14 protein-coding genes are annotated in these 13,806 nt (G+C 72.1%); 7 read left to right on the forward strand and 7 right to left on the reverse strand.

Annotated features, from left to right (window positions below; genetic code table 11):
• The first annotated feature begins 8 nt into the window (after positions 1-8).
• The 6 genes from OHS33_RS37990 (at position 9) to OHS33_RS38015 (ending at position 6,263) form a co-directional block, all read left to right on the forward strand.
• Entirely contained in the window at positions 9-1,574 is a 1,566-nt protein-coding gene (locus OHS33_RS37990; RefSeq protein WP_330335476.1) for a flavin-containing monooxygenase, read from the forward strand.
• 124 nt (positions 1,575-1,698) lie between these two features.
• On the forward strand, positions 1,699-3,243 hold the full coding sequence (locus tag OHS33_RS37995; protein WP_330335477.1) for an FAD-binding protein: 1,545 nt from the start codon (positions 1,699-1,701) through the stop codon (positions 3,241-3,243).
• Positions 3,244-3,368: 125 nt separating this feature from the next.
• The gene (locus tag OHS33_RS38000) at positions 3,369-3,857 is read left to right on the forward strand and encodes an SRPBCC family protein (protein WP_330335478.1); all 489 of its coding nucleotides are present in this window, start codon (positions 3,369-3,371) and stop codon (positions 3,855-3,857) included.
• Positions 3,854-4,726: an alpha/beta fold hydrolase gene (locus OHS33_RS38005; protein WP_330335479.1), complete on the forward strand. Its 873-nt coding sequence runs from the start codon at positions 3,854-3,856 to the stop codon at positions 4,724-4,726. Before OHS33_RS38000 ends, OHS33_RS38005 begins: the two co-directional genes overlap by 4 nt.
• Positions 4,723-5,370 carry a 4'-phosphopantetheinyl transferase family protein gene (locus tag OHS33_RS38010; RefSeq protein WP_330335480.1) on the forward strand — a complete coding sequence of 216 codons (648 nt, stop codon included), beginning with the start codon at positions 4,723-4,725 and terminating at the stop codon, positions 5,368-5,370. The genes OHS33_RS38005 and OHS33_RS38010 overlap by 4 nt, the downstream gene beginning before the upstream one ends.
• A gap of 26 nt (positions 5,371-5,396) precedes the next feature.
• Entirely contained in the window at positions 5,397-6,263 is an 867-nt protein-coding gene (locus OHS33_RS38015; RefSeq protein WP_330335481.1) for a carbon-nitrogen hydrolase family protein, read from the forward strand.
• Between the two features lies 1 nt (position 6,264).
• Here the strand turns inward: OHS33_RS38015 and OHS33_RS38020 are convergent, their stop codons facing one another.
• The 4 genes from OHS33_RS38020 to OHS33_RS38035 form a co-directional block, all read right to left on the reverse strand.
• Positions 6,265-7,260 carry an AraC family transcriptional regulator gene (locus OHS33_RS38020; protein ID WP_330335482.1) on the reverse strand — a complete coding sequence of 332 codons (996 nt, stop codon included), beginning with the start codon at positions 7,258-7,260 and terminating at the stop codon, positions 6,265-6,267.
• A gap of 109 nt (positions 7,261-7,369) precedes the next feature.
• The gene (locus tag OHS33_RS38025; RefSeq protein ID WP_330335483.1) at positions 7,370-7,864 is read right to left on the reverse strand and encodes an anthrone oxygenase family protein; all 495 of its coding nucleotides are present in this window, start codon (positions 7,862-7,864) and stop codon (positions 7,370-7,372) included.
• The gene (locus OHS33_RS38030; RefSeq protein ID WP_330335484.1) at positions 7,861-8,508 is read right to left on the reverse strand and encodes a hemerythrin domain-containing protein; all 648 of its coding nucleotides are present in this window, start codon (positions 8,506-8,508) and stop codon (positions 7,861-7,863) included. Before OHS33_RS38030 ends, OHS33_RS38025 begins: the two co-directional genes overlap by 4 nt.
• A 102-nt stretch (positions 8,509-8,610) precedes the next feature.
• Entirely contained in the window at positions 8,611-9,447 is an 837-nt protein-coding gene (locus OHS33_RS38035) for an NAD(P)H-binding protein (RefSeq protein WP_330335485.1), read from the reverse strand.
• A gap of 400 nt (positions 9,448-9,847) precedes the next feature.
• Between OHS33_RS38035 and OHS33_RS38040 the strand changes: the two genes are divergently transcribed.
• On the forward strand, positions 9,848-10,849 hold the full coding sequence (locus OHS33_RS38040; protein ID WP_330335486.1) for an AMP-binding protein: 1,002 nt from the start codon (positions 9,848-9,850) through the stop codon (positions 10,847-10,849).
• A gap of 45 nt (positions 10,850-10,894) precedes the next feature.
• Here OHS33_RS38040 and OHS33_RS38045 read toward each other — a convergent pair whose 3' ends face one another.
• The 3 genes from OHS33_RS38045 to OHS33_RS38055 all read right to left on the reverse strand — a co-directional run bounded on the left by OHS33_RS38045 (position 10,895) and on the right by OHS33_RS38055 (position 13,794).
• Positions 10,895-11,707: an SDR family NAD(P)-dependent oxidoreductase gene (locus OHS33_RS38045; RefSeq protein WP_330335487.1), complete on the reverse strand. Its 813-nt coding sequence runs from the start codon at positions 11,705-11,707 to the stop codon at positions 10,895-10,897.
• Positions 11,708-11,834: 127 nt separating this feature from the next.
• Positions 11,835-12,275, reverse strand: coding sequence for a hypothetical protein (locus OHS33_RS38050; RefSeq protein WP_330335488.1), 441 nt, complete (start codon positions 12,273-12,275; stop codon positions 11,835-11,837).
• 160 nt (positions 12,276-12,435) lie between these two features.
• Complete coding sequence (locus OHS33_RS38055; protein WP_330335587.1) at positions 12,436-13,794, reverse strand: AMP-binding protein; 1,359 nt, start codon at positions 13,792-13,794, stop codon at positions 12,436-12,438.
• Positions 13,795-13,806: the final 12 nt, after the last annotated feature.

The following is a 13,806-nucleotide window of genomic DNA, read 5'->3' on the forward strand; positions in this document are numbered from 1 at the left end:
AGGCCGACGTGACGAGCATTCTCGAACCGGCCAAGGACGGCGGAGCCCGCCCGACGACCGAGGCGGCCGCCAAGGGCCGCGGACCGACCCGGCATCTGCGGGTCGCCGTCATCGGTACCGGGTTCTCGGGCCTGGGTACCGCCATCCGGCTGCTGCAGTCGGGCATCGACGACTTCCTGGTGTTCGAACGGGCCGATGAGGTCGGTGGCACCTGGCGCGACAACAGCTATCCGGGTTGTGCGTGCGACGTCATGTCCCACCTGTACTCCTTCTCGTTCGCCCAGAACCCGAACTGGAAGTCCACCTTCGGCAAGCGCGACGAGCTGTACGCGTACCTGCGCGACACCGCCGACCGCTTCGGCGTCCGCCCGCACATCCGCTTCGGGCACGAGCTGGTCTCCGCCCGCTGGGACGACGGCGAGCGGCACTGGAAGGTCGAGACCTCGCAGGGCGACTACACCGCGCAGGTCCTGGTCACGGGCACCGGCTACCTCAGCGAGCCGGCCGTCCCGAACATCAAGGGGCTCGCGGACTTCGAGGGCAAGGTCTTCCACTCCTCGCGGTGGGACCACGACCACGACCTGACCGGGCGCCGCGTCGCGGTCATCGGTACGGGCGCCTCCGCGATCCAGTTCGTCCCGCAGATCCAGCCGGACGTCGAGCGCCTGGACCTCTACCAGCGCACGCCCCCGTGGGTCGGCCCGAAGAACGACAAGCCGACCAGCGCGACGCAGGCCAAGCTGCTGCGCTCGATGCCCGGCTACCAGAACTTCCGGCGGAACTTCAACATGTGGGGCCGGGAGATCCTGGCCTTCGTGATGGCCCGCCCGAAGGTCGCCGGGAAGATGCAGAAGATGGCGAGCGACCACCTCAAGAAGTCGGTGCCGGACGAGGCGCTGCGCGCCAAGCTGACCCCCGACTACGTGATGGCCTGCAAGCGGCTGCTGTTCTCGAACACCTGGTACCCGGCGATCCAGCAGCCCAACGTGGACCTGGTCACCGACGGGATCGCCGAGGTCCGCGCCAAGTCCATCGTGGGCGAGGACGGGGTCGAGCGCGAGGTCGACACCATCATCCTGGGCACCGGTTTCCAGGCCACCGACCGTCCGGTCGCGCGCCGGATCTGGGGCCGGGACGGCGTACAGCTGCGCGACGCGTGGAAGCGGGAGGGCATGTCGGCCCACCGGGGCACCACGATCGCCGGGTTCCCGAACCTGTTCATGCTGCTGGGCCCGAACACCACGCTGGGGCACTCGTCCCAGGTCGTGATGATCGAGGCGCAGATCAACTACGTCGTGGACGCGCTGAAGCAGATCGAGAAGCGCGGTCTGTCCAGCGTCGAGGTCCGCAAGGAAGCGCAGGCGGCCTGGAACAAGGCCCTCGACGCCAAGCTCGACGGCTCGGTGTGGAACGCGGGCAACTGCCAGAGCTGGTACCTCGACGAGAACGGGCGCAACCCGTCCATCTGGCCGACGTACACCTGGCGCTTCCGCAACCAGACCAAGCGCTTCGACCTGAGCGAGTACCAGCTCGCCTCGCAGGTGCGCACGACGAAGCCGGTGCCGCAGCAGTAGGTCCCCACCGGTCCCCACCGTTCCACCGGGCGCGCGTACGGACGTACGGACGTACGCGCGCCGTTCACACAGGTCACGCACGTCACGTATGCACGTACGCCATGGAATCGGGAGACGTACGCAGATGAGCAGTACCTCTGGAGTCAACGCCGGCGCCGACGCTGTCGCCGGCACCGTCGCGCAGCCGTCCCGGCGGCGGATCCTCGGCTCGATGGCGGCCACCGCGGTCGCCGTCGTGGGCTGGAACGCCGTCGACCAGACCTGGGCGACGGCCGCCGAGGCGGCCGGGAACCCGGACGTCGTCCCGGTGCCGGGACTCGTCGGCACCCTGGTGACGACGCCCGCCACGGTCGGGTCCTTCGGCACGGACTTCGGTCACCTCTGGGACGCGCCGGGCAACAAGCCGTGGGCCGTGCTGCACCCGGGCAATGTCGAGGACATCGTCACGATCGTCAACTACGCCCGGACCAACGGGATCAAGGTGGCGGCCAACGGGCAGGGCGGCACGGGCACGGACATCGAGTCGCACTCGGTGTACGGGCAGGCCCGGGTGCCCGGCGGCATCTCCATCGACGCCAAGGGCATGTCGAAGATCCTCTCCATCGGCGAGAACTGCGCCGTGGTGGAGGCGGGGGTGACCTGGGGTCAGCTGACCGACGCCACCCTCAAGGTGGACAAGACCCCGCCGGCGCTGCCCGACTACCTGTACATCTCGGTCGGCGGCACCATCAGCATCGGCGGGATCGGCGGCACGGTGCAGCGCTACGGCCTGCTGTGCGACAACGTGCAGTCCATCGACATCGTCACGGGTGACGGCAAGCTGGTCACCGCCACCCCGCTGCTGCGCGCGGAGCTGTTCAACGCGGCGCTGTCGGGCGGCGGCCAGGTCGGCATCATCGTGCGGGTCAAGGTCAAGCTGATCCCGGCGCCGAAGCGGTCGGTCATCTTCAGTCTCTTCTACGCCGACGTGGACACGTATCTGCACGACGCGGAGAAGGTGATGGCCGACGGCCGGTTCCAGGTCCAGGCCGGCGAGATGCTCCAGAAGCCGGACGGTTCGGGCTGGCGCTACAAGATGGAGGTCGGCGCCACCTACAACACGACCCCGCCGGACCGCGCGAAGCTGCTGGGCGACCTGAAGGACGTACGGGCGGACGCGGTCATCGAGGACACGACGTACCGGGAGTACATGTTCCGGCTGGACGCCTACGAGGCCTACCTCAAGGAGACCGGCCACTGGTTCGGCCCCAAGCCGTGGCTGAGCATGTTCCTCCCGGCCTCGAAGACGAAGACCTTCATGAAGCTGGTGGAGCGGGAGCTGAACGCCGAATCCCTGGGCGGCGGGTTCCTGCTCTTCTACCCGTACTTCACCTCGAAGATCAAGAAGCCGCTGGCGATGCAGCCCAACGAGTCCGTGGGCTACCTCTTCGACCTGCTCCGCTTCCCGAACGCGGGCGCGGACATCGACGGGATGCTGGCGCAGAACCGCCGCCTGTACGACCTGGCGGTGTCGATGGGCGCCAAGCGCTACCTCGTGGGCTCGGTCCCGAACATGACGCAGGCCGACTGGCGGACGCACTTCGGCAACCGCTGGACGGGCTTCGTCAACGCCAAGAAGAAGTACGACCCGAACAACCTCTTCACGCCCGGCCAGGGCTTCTTCGCCTGACGGTGACGGCCTGACCGGAAGTGGAGTCCCGGCGGCGGGGGTGGGGTGAGGGACCCCGCCCCCGCCGCTGTCCCATATCCCGTTCCTGTATCCCGTTCCTGTGCTCAATTTTCGGAGGCTTCGAGATGACGACGACATACGACCTGATCGACGAGGCGGTGATCGACGCCCCGGCGGCCGCCGTCTGGGAGGCGCTCGTCGCGGAGCTGCACGGCGCCAAGAAGTGGTGGGTGCCGTCCAACACGTTCGCCGTCATCTCCGGCTCCGCCGACCAGGTCGGCGGCCGGATCGGGGTCACCGTCCACACCAAGGGATCCGACAACGGCGGCCTCAAGCTCCGCTTCACCTCGCGCACCGTCGCGGTGGAGCCGGGCCGAAAGCTGGAAGTGGAGTACGTCGACGGGGTGTTCCGGGGGCGCAGCGTCTTCCGGCTGGAGCCGCTGGCCGACGGCCGGACCCGGATCTCGATGCACTTCGTCGGCACCCCGAACGGCTTCCTGAAGATCCTCTCCAAGGTCGCCGACCTGGGCGCGGAGCACTCCAAGGGGGCCCTGTCGGCCTTCGAGTCGCTGAACCGTCAGCTCTCGCCCGTGGGCGCGGGAGCCCGGCGATGAGCGCGCCGCTGGAGGCGGAGCTGGCCCGGGAGACGAGCCGGGAGCTGACCGTACGGACGGACGACGGCGCGGAGCTGGCGGTGACCGTACTGGCCCCCCTCGCCGGGACGGCGCCCTCCGTCGACGTGGTCCTCGTCCACGGCTGGGCGCACACCCGGCGCGTCTGGGGCACGGTCGCGGACCGGCTGATCCGGTCCGGGCACCGGGTGGTGCTCTACGACCAGCGCGGGCACGGCGCCTCCACCGCGGGCCGGACCCCGGTCTCGGTGGAACGGCTCGGCGCGGACCTGGCGGCCGTACTGGGCGAGACGGACGCGCGCGGCGCGGTCGTGGTCGGCCACTCGGGCGGCGGGTTCGCGGCGCTGTCGTACGCCGCCCACGACCCGGAAGCCGGGCGCCTGCACGGCCTGGTGCTGCTGGGGACGGCCGCGCACGGCCAGGACACCCCGGACAGCGAGGTCAAGATGATGGGCAACGCCCTGTTCTCGTGGGCGCTGCGCCGGTCCTGGCTGGGCGGCAAGCTGCTGTCCTCGACCATGGGCAAGGGGGTGGACCCGGTCGCGCTGGACGTGAACCGGCAGCTGTTCGCGGCGACCGCCCCGCACGTCCGGGCCGAGTTCTTCCGCTGCACGCGGGGCTGGGACGTGCGCGAGGCGCTGAAGAAGGTGACGGTGCCCGCGGTGGTGCTGCACGGGGAGGGCGACAAGGTGATCGCCCCGGCGCTGGCCGAGATCCTCGCGGAGACCCTCCCCGGGGCCCGCTTCGAACCGGTGCCGGGCGCGGGCCACATGCTGCCGCTGGAACGCCCGCTGCTGGCGGTCTCGGCGGTGGCGGAACTCACCTCACTCTCGTCGCTCTCGCCACGGTGATCGAGGGACTCCTCCCGCCGGGCGTCGCGTCCTCGGAAGCCTTCGACGACGCGGCGCCCGCCCCCCTGTTCCCGGCCGAGGCGGCACTGCTGGCGGGCCGCCGGGAGCGCAGGCGCCGCCAGTTCGCGACAGCCCGGGCCTGCGCCCGCCGCTGCCTGGCCGACCTCGGCCACGCCCCCGTCCCCCTGCTCCCGGGCCCGGGCGGCGCCCCGGCCTGGCCGCCCGGGGTGGTCGGCAGCATCACCCACTGCGACGGCTACCGCGCCGCGGTAGCCGACCACCGCACCCATACGTCGGCCCTCGGCATCGACGCCGAACCGGCGGGCCCCCTCCCCCCGGGCGTCCTCGGCCTGATCACCTCCCCGGCGGAACGCGCCCACCTGGCCACCCTGACCGAAGCCCACCCGGACATCTTCTGGGAGCGGATCTTCTTCTCGGCGAAGGAAGCGGCATACAAGGCCTGGTACCCGTCCACGGGCATCTGGCTCGGCTTCCGCCAAGCCACCCTGACCCTCTCCCCCACAGGCACCTTCACCTGCGTCCTCCACCCCCCGCCCCACGCGCCCCCCGCAAACCCTCACTACGAGGGCCGCTGGCTGTCGACTTCGACTCTGGTCCTGACGGCGGTCCACCGGGAGGGGTGAGCAGCGCTCGGGTAGGTTGGCCCTCCATGGATGATCTTCATGACCTGCCTTCCGCCCTGCCCGTCGAGCCGCTCACCGTCGCGGCGGGGCAGGCGGCCTGTGTGGCGCTGGACGTCTCGGCGAATGCTGCCACTGCCGCCGGTCTGGTCCGGCGCGCCGCTGCCCAGGGCAGCGACCTGCTCGTCCTTCCGGAGCTGTTCCTCACCGGATACGAACTGCCGGGCATCGTGGCCGCCCCCGCGACCTACGCGTTGAGCCCCGAGGACCCCCGACTGGACGTACTGGCCACCGCCTGTGCTGAGACCGGGACTGCTGTGGTGGTGGGGGCTCCTGCTGTGGATGGGGGGAGTGGTGGGCTGCGGATTTCGGCGTTCGTGTTCGGGCGGGACGGGCGGTTCGTGGTGCGGTATGACAAGCAGCATGTGACGCCGGGCGAGCGGGCCGCCGGGTTCACCGCGGGGGCTCGGGGGTGCACCGTTTCGCTTGATGGGTGGCGGCTCGGGTTGGGGATTTGTTGGGACTCCGGGTTTCCCGAGCATGCTCGGGCTGCCGCGCTCGATGGGGCGCACGCGTATCTCGTCGGGGCGATGTTCGGGCGAGGGGGTGGGGAGCGGCAGCTCGGGACCGTGTTTCCGGCTCGGGCGCTCGACAACACCAGTTATGTGGTGCTCGCCAATCACAGCGGGCCCAGTGGTTCGTACGACGGGTGTGGGAGGAGTGGGGTGTGGGGGCCCGATGGGATGTTGCTCGCCGAGGCGGGGACGGAGGATCCGGGGCTGGCCGTGGCGCGGCTGGAGCCCGATGTGCTGGCGCGGGCCAGGGCCGAGGATCCGGTCCTGGTCGACCCCTCGCTCAGCGCCCCGGTGCGGGCGCGGAGTAGCGCCGACGTGTGAGTCAGACCGGCAGGATCACCGTGCGCGGGGGTGCCGGGGCTTCCTGGGGGGTGTCCGGGGTGGTGCCCGCGCGGAATTCCTGGGGGCTTACGCCGCGGACGCGCTTGAAGGCCGTCGAGAGGGCGAAGGCGCTGCTGTAGCCGACGCGGCGGGCGACCGTGGCGACGGTGGCTTCCGGTTCGCGCAGCAGGTCGGCGGCCAGGGCCAGGCGCCAGCCCGTGAGGTAGGCGACCGGGGGCTCGCCGACGACCTCCGCGAAGCGGCGGGCCAGGGAGGCGCGCGAGACCCCGACCTTGAGGGCGAGTTCCTCGACGGTCCAGCCGTACGCCGGGTTCTCGTGCAGCAGCCCCAGCGCGGGGCCGACCACCGGGTCGCTCTGGGCGCGGTACCAGGCGGGCGCGCCGCTGCCCGGATCGGCGAGCCAGGTGCGCAGGATGCCGATGAGGAGGAGGTCCAGGAGGCGGTCCAGGACGATCTCCTGGCCCGGTTCGTCCTTGCCGATCTCCATCGCGAGCAGCCGGACCAGGGTGTCGTCCCCGGACGCGGCCGGGCGGACCAGGATGGTGGGCAGCGCGTTCAGCAGCCGCCGGCCGATCTCGCTGGGCGCCTGGTAGGTGCCGCTGAGCATGATGGCCGAGCCGTCGTCCTGGAAGGCCTCGCCCCAGGACCGCACGCCCAGCGCCATGGTGTCGGTGACGTCCTCCCCCGCCTCGGTGTTGCACCGCTGCTCCGGTCCCACCGTGATCTGGACCGGGGTGTCCGGGCTGTCGGCGACCGTGTACGGATCGGGGCCGCGTACGACGGTCAGGTCGCCGGGGCGGATCAGTACGGGCGTTCCCCGGTCCGGCACCAGCCACGCCTCGCCGCGCACCATCGTGACGACGGACAGCGGGGCCTGGTCCTCGACGCGCAGCGACCAGGGCGGGTTGAAGACGGACTTGAGGAGGAAGGCACCCCGGGCCTTGGGGCCTTCCAGCAGACCGGTCAGAGTGTCCATATCTGCGATGCGCCTTCCTTGTGCCGGTCGGTCCGAAAGCGCCCGCTCTCCCGCGGGGGACGGAAGTGAGAGCGGGCGCCGTTCACGGGGGTGGTGCTTCCTACGACGCCTACGCCGCCGAGCCGCGGCCGTGCAGGGTCAGCGCCCGGCCCAGCGCGGCGAGGGCCGCCGTGCAGGCCACGGTGCGCACGATGTTGCCGCCGGTCCAGCGGGCCCCGAAGCGGGACCTGGCGGCCCCGAAGTCGGCTCCGGCGCGGGCCAGTTGGGTGTTCAGCGGGATGTTGATCACCGCGGTCACCACCAGCGAGAGGGCGTACAGGGCGAAGGCCGTCCAGCCCCAGCGCGCCGCGTCCGGCCGGCCGCCGCGCTGCTGCTGTACGGCTGCCACGCCGGTGGCGAGGAACGCCCCGAGGAAGAGCAGGCCGAACAGCCCGTTGTCGATGGCGTCGTTGATGTTCCGCATCGCGGTCACGTAGGTCTGGTCGTCACCGCGTCCCAGGCCCGGCATCACCGAGATGTCAAAGGCGAAGTAGAGACCGGCCATCAGGCCCGTGCCCACCGTCGCCGCCACCAGGGTGGCCGATTGGGTCGTCGTGCTCGTCACGTCAGGATTCCCTTCAGTGTGCGCTCGTACCGCCTGCGCAACAGCGTCGCACCGATCAGCCGGACCGGCGGTGGAATGGTGGAGGACACGTGCGCGACGGACTCGCGGCTCGCGCCGTCGAACATCCACGGCTGGAGGTACGTCATCACGCGCACCGGGGCGCTGGAGACCACCTTGCGCTCCTCCGCCAGGTAGGCCCGCTCCCCCAGCCGGTCGAAGACGGGGAAGACCACGCGTTCCTCGTCGCGCAGGTGGCCGCGCAGGATCTCCTCGAAGCCCTTGGCCGCCGCCACCAGCCCGTCGCCGCCGCGTCCCACGGCCGTGGACACCGCCGCCATCGCCGCGTCCAACTCCTCGTGGTCGTCGTGGAGTTCGCGGGCCTGCGCGTCGAAGTCGGCGTCGCGGCGGCGCAGCCCCGGCCACAGCACGTCGTCCTCGCTGGTGTGGTGCCACTCGATGACCTCGCGCAGCCGCTGCCACCACTCGGCGCCCCCGCCCCGCCAGGCGGGCGCGGCCGCGCGCAGCCGTGCCGCGTCGCGCCGCATCGCGATGTGCATCAGGGCGAAGCCGTGGAAGTGGGGTGGGAGCGCTGCCAGTCCGTTCTCGCTGGAGCTGGAGAAGGACGGTGGGGGTGTGCCGGTCATCGGGGTCTCCTCCCGGTGGGGGCGACGTGTGGGCGTGCGTACACCCGGCCCTTGTCCCCGTCCGGCAGGCCGCCGGACGGGGACAGGGACCAGACGTGCCGGTCAGACGTTCCAGACCCCGCTCGCCGCCGCCTCGCGGGCGAAGTCGGCGAAGTCCTTGGGCTTGCGGCCCAGGGCCTCCTCGACCCCGTGCACCAGGTGCGCGTTGCGGCCGTCCAGGATCATGGTGAACAGGTCGGCGAACTCCTCCGGGAGGTCGTTCTCCCGCAGGACGGCGCGGTACTCCTCGTTGGTGACCGGGATGTACGTGATCTCCCGGCCGGTGGCCTTGGTCAGTTCCGCGGCGACGTCGCTGTAGCTGAGCAGCCGCGGGCCGGACAGTTCATAGGTCTTGCCGATGTGCTTGTCGTCGGTCAGGGCGGCCACGACCACGTCGGCGATGTCGTCGACGTCGACGAAGGCCTCCACCGCGTCCCCGGTCGGCAGGGCGATCTCACCGGCCAGGACGGGCTCCAGGAAGAAGCTCTCGTTGAAGTTCTGGTTGAACCAGCTGGCCCGCACCACGGTCCAGTCGGCTCCGGAGGCCTTGAGGTTGTCCTCGCTGACCTCCGCGGCCTCCTCGCCGCGGCCCGAGAGCAGCACCAGGCGGCGGGCGCCGCTCGCCACGGCCACCTTGGAGAACTCGCCGACCTGCTCGGCGGCACCCGGGAAAGCTAAGTCCGGGTAGTAGGTCACGTATACCCGGTCTACACCCTCCAGGGCCGCCGCCCACGTCTCCGGCTGGTTCCAGTCAAAGGCCGGCTCACCATGGCGCGATCCGACCCGGACCGGAAGACCCTGGGCGGCGAGTTTTTCGGCGACGCGCCGGCCGCTCTTGCCGGTGCCTCCGATGACGAGGGTGATCTGCGCGTTCTGAGTGTTCTGCGTGTTCTGAGTCATGAGTACAGTCAAGTCCAGTCTCGCGAGACGGGCCATAGCCACAAAGCTCTCCTCCATACGCGTGCGTCTACGGCCTGAGCCCGCGAAAGGGGGCATGGACTGCGTGGCGGCGGCGGGAACCCTCGAATCGTAGGCATGCCTTACCCGGCCCGGCCACAGCATCCCGAGCCCGTCCCGAGCCCCCCTCGACCCCGCCTGGAGCCGTTCACGAGGGGCTCCCGGGGATCCCTGGACCCACTCCCCGGCGCACGCCCAGCGGACCTCCGCCCGGCCCGGACCCGCCCTGGACCCGGCCTGGACCCGCCCTGGAACCGTTCTGTACGCCGGGACTTGAGCGATCCTCCGGCGCGCGCCACCAGCATCAACCCTTGGAAGACCGCAGCGAGGTCCGGGAGGCCCCATGAACCCCACTCCGGAGCATCCGGAGCTCGACCAGTTGTCCGCCGACCTGGGCGGTCTGCTCGGCCGGATCGGGCTCGACCCGGCCGGAGAACGGCCGGAGCGCCGGGACCGCATCGACATCCGCTTCGCGGCCACGGCCGCCCGCCACCCGGTCCGGATCGCCGCGCGCGACCCGGAGGAGCAGGCCACGTACCTCGAACTCGACTGGCTCGCCGACGAGATCGCGCGCAAGCTCTCCGGCCGTACGGGCCCGGGGCGCGCGGTCGCCGTGCGCGCCCGGCGCTCGTGCATGTCCGCGGGCGCCGTCGTCGGCGCGCTGCGCTCGGGGGCGGCCGTACTCCCGCTGGAGCCCGGGCACAACGCGGGGCTCCAGGAATTCCTGATGCGCGACGCCGACGCCTCGCTCGTCATTTCGGACAGCGGACTGCTGCGCGACGAGGTCCCCGTGTCCAAGGCCGGTCCGTTCGTCATCGCGACCCGTCCGCGCAGCGCGGCCGCCGTACGTCGTGAACTCCCGCAGGAGGCCGCCTTCCTGGCGCTCCCCTCGGGCGGCCACCCCGGCCGTGCGCTGTCCGTGGACCCGGTGACGCACGGGGAGGTGCTGTCCTGGGTGGACAGCATCGTTCCGCTGCTGGAGGCGGGGCCGCAGGAGGTGTGGGCCTCGTTCCACTCGCTGAGCCTGGACCTGGGCATGCGGGAGATATGGGGGCCGCTGCTCTCGGGCGGGCTCGCGGTGGTCGTCGACCGGGACACCGGGGCGGACGCCCGCGAGTTCGCCGAACTGCTGGGGGACGAGCAGGTGACGGTGCTGACGCAGCTGCCCTCCGGGCTGGCGCGGCTCACCGGAGCCGCCGCGCGCGGGACGACGCTGCCCGCGCTGCGGCACGTACTGCTGTCGGACGAACCGGTGGAGGAGCGGGTGCCGGCCGACTGGAAGGCCTCGGGGATCGCGCCGTGGGCCGTGGTCTGGGAGGTTTCGGGATCGCCCACCGTGCTGTGAGCGATGGACGCCGTGCGGGGCGCCCCGCCGGGGCGCCCCGCACGTTCAGACGTTCCCCAGCCCGCCGCACACGTTCAGCGCCTGCGCCGTGATGGACGCGGCGAGGTCGGTGGTCAGATAGCCGACCAGCCCGGCCACCTCCTCGGGCGTGGAGTAGCGCCCCAGCGGGATCCGCGCCTCGAACTGCTCCTGCACGTACTGCTCGGTGGTGTCCCACACCTGCGCGTACCCGCTGCGCACGAGGGCCGCGGTGGGCGTCTCGACGTACCCGGGGCAGACCGCGTTGACCGTGACCCCGAGCGGGGCCAGCTCCTTGCCCAGGGACTTCGTGAAGCCGACGACCGCGTGCTTGGCGGCGGAGTAGGGGGCGCCGAGCAGGACGCCCTGCTTGCCCGCGGTGGAGGCGATGTTGATGATCCGGCCCCAGCCCGCGGCGCCGAGCCCGCCCCGGCCGAGCACCTCGCGGGTGACCAGGAAGACGCTGTTGAGGTTGGTGTCGATGACCTCGTACCACAGCTCGTCGGTGAGGTCGGCGGTCGCGCCGCCGCCGCTGCGGCCCACGTTGTTGACGAGGACGGAGACCGGCTCGTCGAAGGCGAGGGCGGCCGCCGCGACGAGGGCCGCCACCGAGGCGCGGTCGCGTACGTCGGCCGCCGCGCCCTCCACGTCCAGGCCCTCGGCCCGCAGGTCCTCGACGGTCTGCTTCACCGCCGACTCCGTGCGCGCGCACAGGAAGACCCGGTGGCCGCGCGCGCCGAGGTCCCGGGCGATGGCCAGGCCGATGCCGCTGGTCGCCCCGGTGACCAGGGCCACGGGCCGTTCGGGGGCTCTGTTCATCGCCGTCGGCTGTGCCTTCATCGGGCGCCCTCCCATGCTCGCGTTGACGTCATGACGGTCGCGGAGGGGACTCGGGGCGCACCGGAAGGGTGATGGAGGAAACCGGAGGGTGTCGGACAGCCGGTTACGCGGCCGGTTACGGGGCCGGTTACGCGGCCGGCTCGGCGGCCGCCCGCAGCAGCGCGCGGGCCCCGGCGTGCAGCCGCTCCGCGTCCAGCTCCTCGCAGTCCACCGCCATGCCCATGCCGGTGGCCGCGGCGCTCTCGTAGAACGACTGGTACTGGATGTACGGCTGGAACCCGTCGGACGCGTCCCGCCCGATCAGGAGCGTCACGAGGTGGGTGCGGCCCGTGTCGTCCGTACGGGAGAGTTCCATCTCGTACTCGTACGGCTCCGCGCGCGGCGGCAGGTCCAGCACCGCCCGCGCGAAGGCCCGTACGTGCGCGGCGCCGTCGAAGGCGAGGGTCTCCGTACCGGACGGCGACTCGGCGCGCAGCAGCCATGCGTCGCCCGCGCCCTCCACCGTCAGCGCGCTGCGCCCGTGCGGGCCTTCGTGGCGGCAGACGAACGCCGGTTCCGTGTGTGTCATGGGCACAGCATGCCAACCCGGCGTGCGGGCCGGGCGTGCGGGCCGAGCCCGGGGCCGGGCCGGGGTCCGGGCGTTAACGCCGTTAACGCTCCGCTCTGCCTCCGCCACTCACGGTGTTAACGGCGTTAACGCCGTTAACGCCCCCCGGTCCGGCGCCGGTTCAGCGTTCGTCCGGCGAAAGCAGCAGCCGCTTCTGGGGTTTGCCCATGGCGTTGCGCGGGAGTGACGCCACGAACCGCACCTCGCGCGGGCGTTTGTGCACCGAGAGGTGGGCCGCGACGAAGTCCGTCAGCTCGGCCGCGCCGACCCCTTCAGCGACGACGAAGGCGACGATGCGCTGGCCGAGGTCGGTGTCCGGGACGCCGACCACGGCGGCCTCGCTGACCGCCGGGTGGTCGAGGAGGGCGTTCTCGACCTCGCCCGCGCCGATCCGGTAGCCGCCCGACTTGATCATGTCGATGGAGGCGCGGCCGACGATCCGGTGCAGGCCGTCCGCGTCGATGGCCGCGATGTCGCCCGTACGGAACCACCCGTCCTCGGTGTACGAGGCGGCCGTGGCCTCGGGGCGGCCCAGGTAGCCGCTGAACAGGGTGGGTCCGGTGAGCTGGAGTTCCCCGATCTCGGCGCCGGGCTCGGCGGCGATCCGGGTACGGACCCCCGCGACCGGGGTGCCGACCGTACCGGGGCGGGGCACCGCGTCCGCCCGGGCGCTGAGCGTGATCAGGGTTTCGGTCATGCCGTACCGCTCCAGCGGCGCGTGCCCGGTGAGGTGCGACAGCGCGCGGAAGACGGGGGTGGGCAGCGGCGCGCTGCCCGAGACCAGGAGCCGGGCTCCGGCGAGGGCCGCGGCGGCGGCCGGGTCGGCCGCGATCCGGGACCAGACGGTGGGGACGCCGAAGTAGAGGCTGCCGCCCGCCGCGGCGTACGCCCCGGGGGTGGGGCGGCCGGTGTGGACCAGGCGGCTGCCGGTGCGCAGGGCGCCCAGGACGCCGAGGACCAGGCCGTGGACGTGGAACAGCGGCAGCCCGTGGACCAGGGTGTCCTCCGCCGTCCACTGCCAGGCGTCGGCGAGGGCGTCGAGCCCGGCGGCGAGCGCGTCGGCGGTGTGGACGACGCCCTTGGGGGCGCCGGTGGTACCCGAGGTGTAGAGGATCAGGGCCGGGTCGCCGGGTCCCGCGCCGCCCGTGACAGCGCCGGCCGTGACGGCGCTCGCGGCGGCCCGCCGGGTGAAGTCGACCTCGACGACGGCGGCGCCGGAGTCGCGCAGGATGTGGTCGCGCTCGGCGGGCCCGGCGTCCGGCGGCAGGGGGACCACGGGCACCCCGGCGAGCAGTCCGCCCACCACCGCGGCGACGGTCTCCAGGGAGGCGGTCGCGGTCACGGCGAAGGCGGGCGCCCCGGCCACGTCGGCGGCCACCGCGCGGGCCGCGCCGAGCAGGTCCTCGTACGAGGTGGAGCGGCCGGCGATGGTGACCGCGTCCGCGCGGTCTCCGTGGATGCCGTGCAAGGCCTTGAGCAGCACCGAAGGGTC

It is taken from the genome of Streptomyces sp. NBC_00536, from assembly GCF_036346295.1.
In the GTDB taxonomy this organism is placed as follows: Bacteria; Actinomycetota; Actinomycetes; order Streptomycetales; family Streptomycetaceae; genus Streptomyces.

Coding starts and splice junctions, on each gene's coding strand:
- OHS33_RS37995 (WP_330335477.1), top strand. CDS start 1,699: ATGAGCAGTACCTCTGGAGTCAACGCCGGCGCCGACGCTGTCGCCGGC.
- OHS33_RS38000 (WP_330335478.1), top strand. CDS start 3,369: ATGACGACGACATACGACCTGATCGACGAGGCGGTGATCGACGCCCCG.
- OHS33_RS38005 (WP_330335479.1), top strand. CDS start 3,854: ATGAGCGCGCCGCTGGAGGCGGAGCTGGCCCGGGAGACGAGCCGGGAG.
- OHS33_RS38015 (WP_330335481.1), top strand. CDS start 5,397: ATGGATGATCTTCATGACCTGCCTTCCGCCCTGCCCGTCGAGCCGCTC.
- OHS33_RS38020 (WP_330335482.1), bottom strand. CDS start 7,260: ATGGACACTCTGACCGGTCTGCTGGAAGGCCCCAAGGCCCGGGGTGCC.
- OHS33_RS38030 (WP_330335484.1), bottom strand. CDS start 8,508: ATGACCGGCACACCCCCACCGTCCTTCTCCAGCTCCAGCGAGAACGGA.
- OHS33_RS38035 (WP_330335485.1), bottom strand. CDS start 9,447: ATGACTCAGAACACGCAGAACACTCAGAACGCGCAGATCACCCTCGTC.
- OHS33_RS38040 (WP_330335486.1), top strand. CDS start 9,848: ATGAACCCCACTCCGGAGCATCCGGAGCTCGACCAGTTGTCCGCCGAC.
- OHS33_RS38045 (WP_330335487.1), bottom strand. CDS start 11,707: ATGAAGGCACAGCCGACGGCGATGAACAGAGCCCCCGAACGGCCCGTG.
- OHS33_RS38050 (WP_330335488.1), bottom strand. CDS start 12,275: ATGACACACACGGAACCGGCGTTCGTCTGCCGCCACGAAGGCCCGCAC.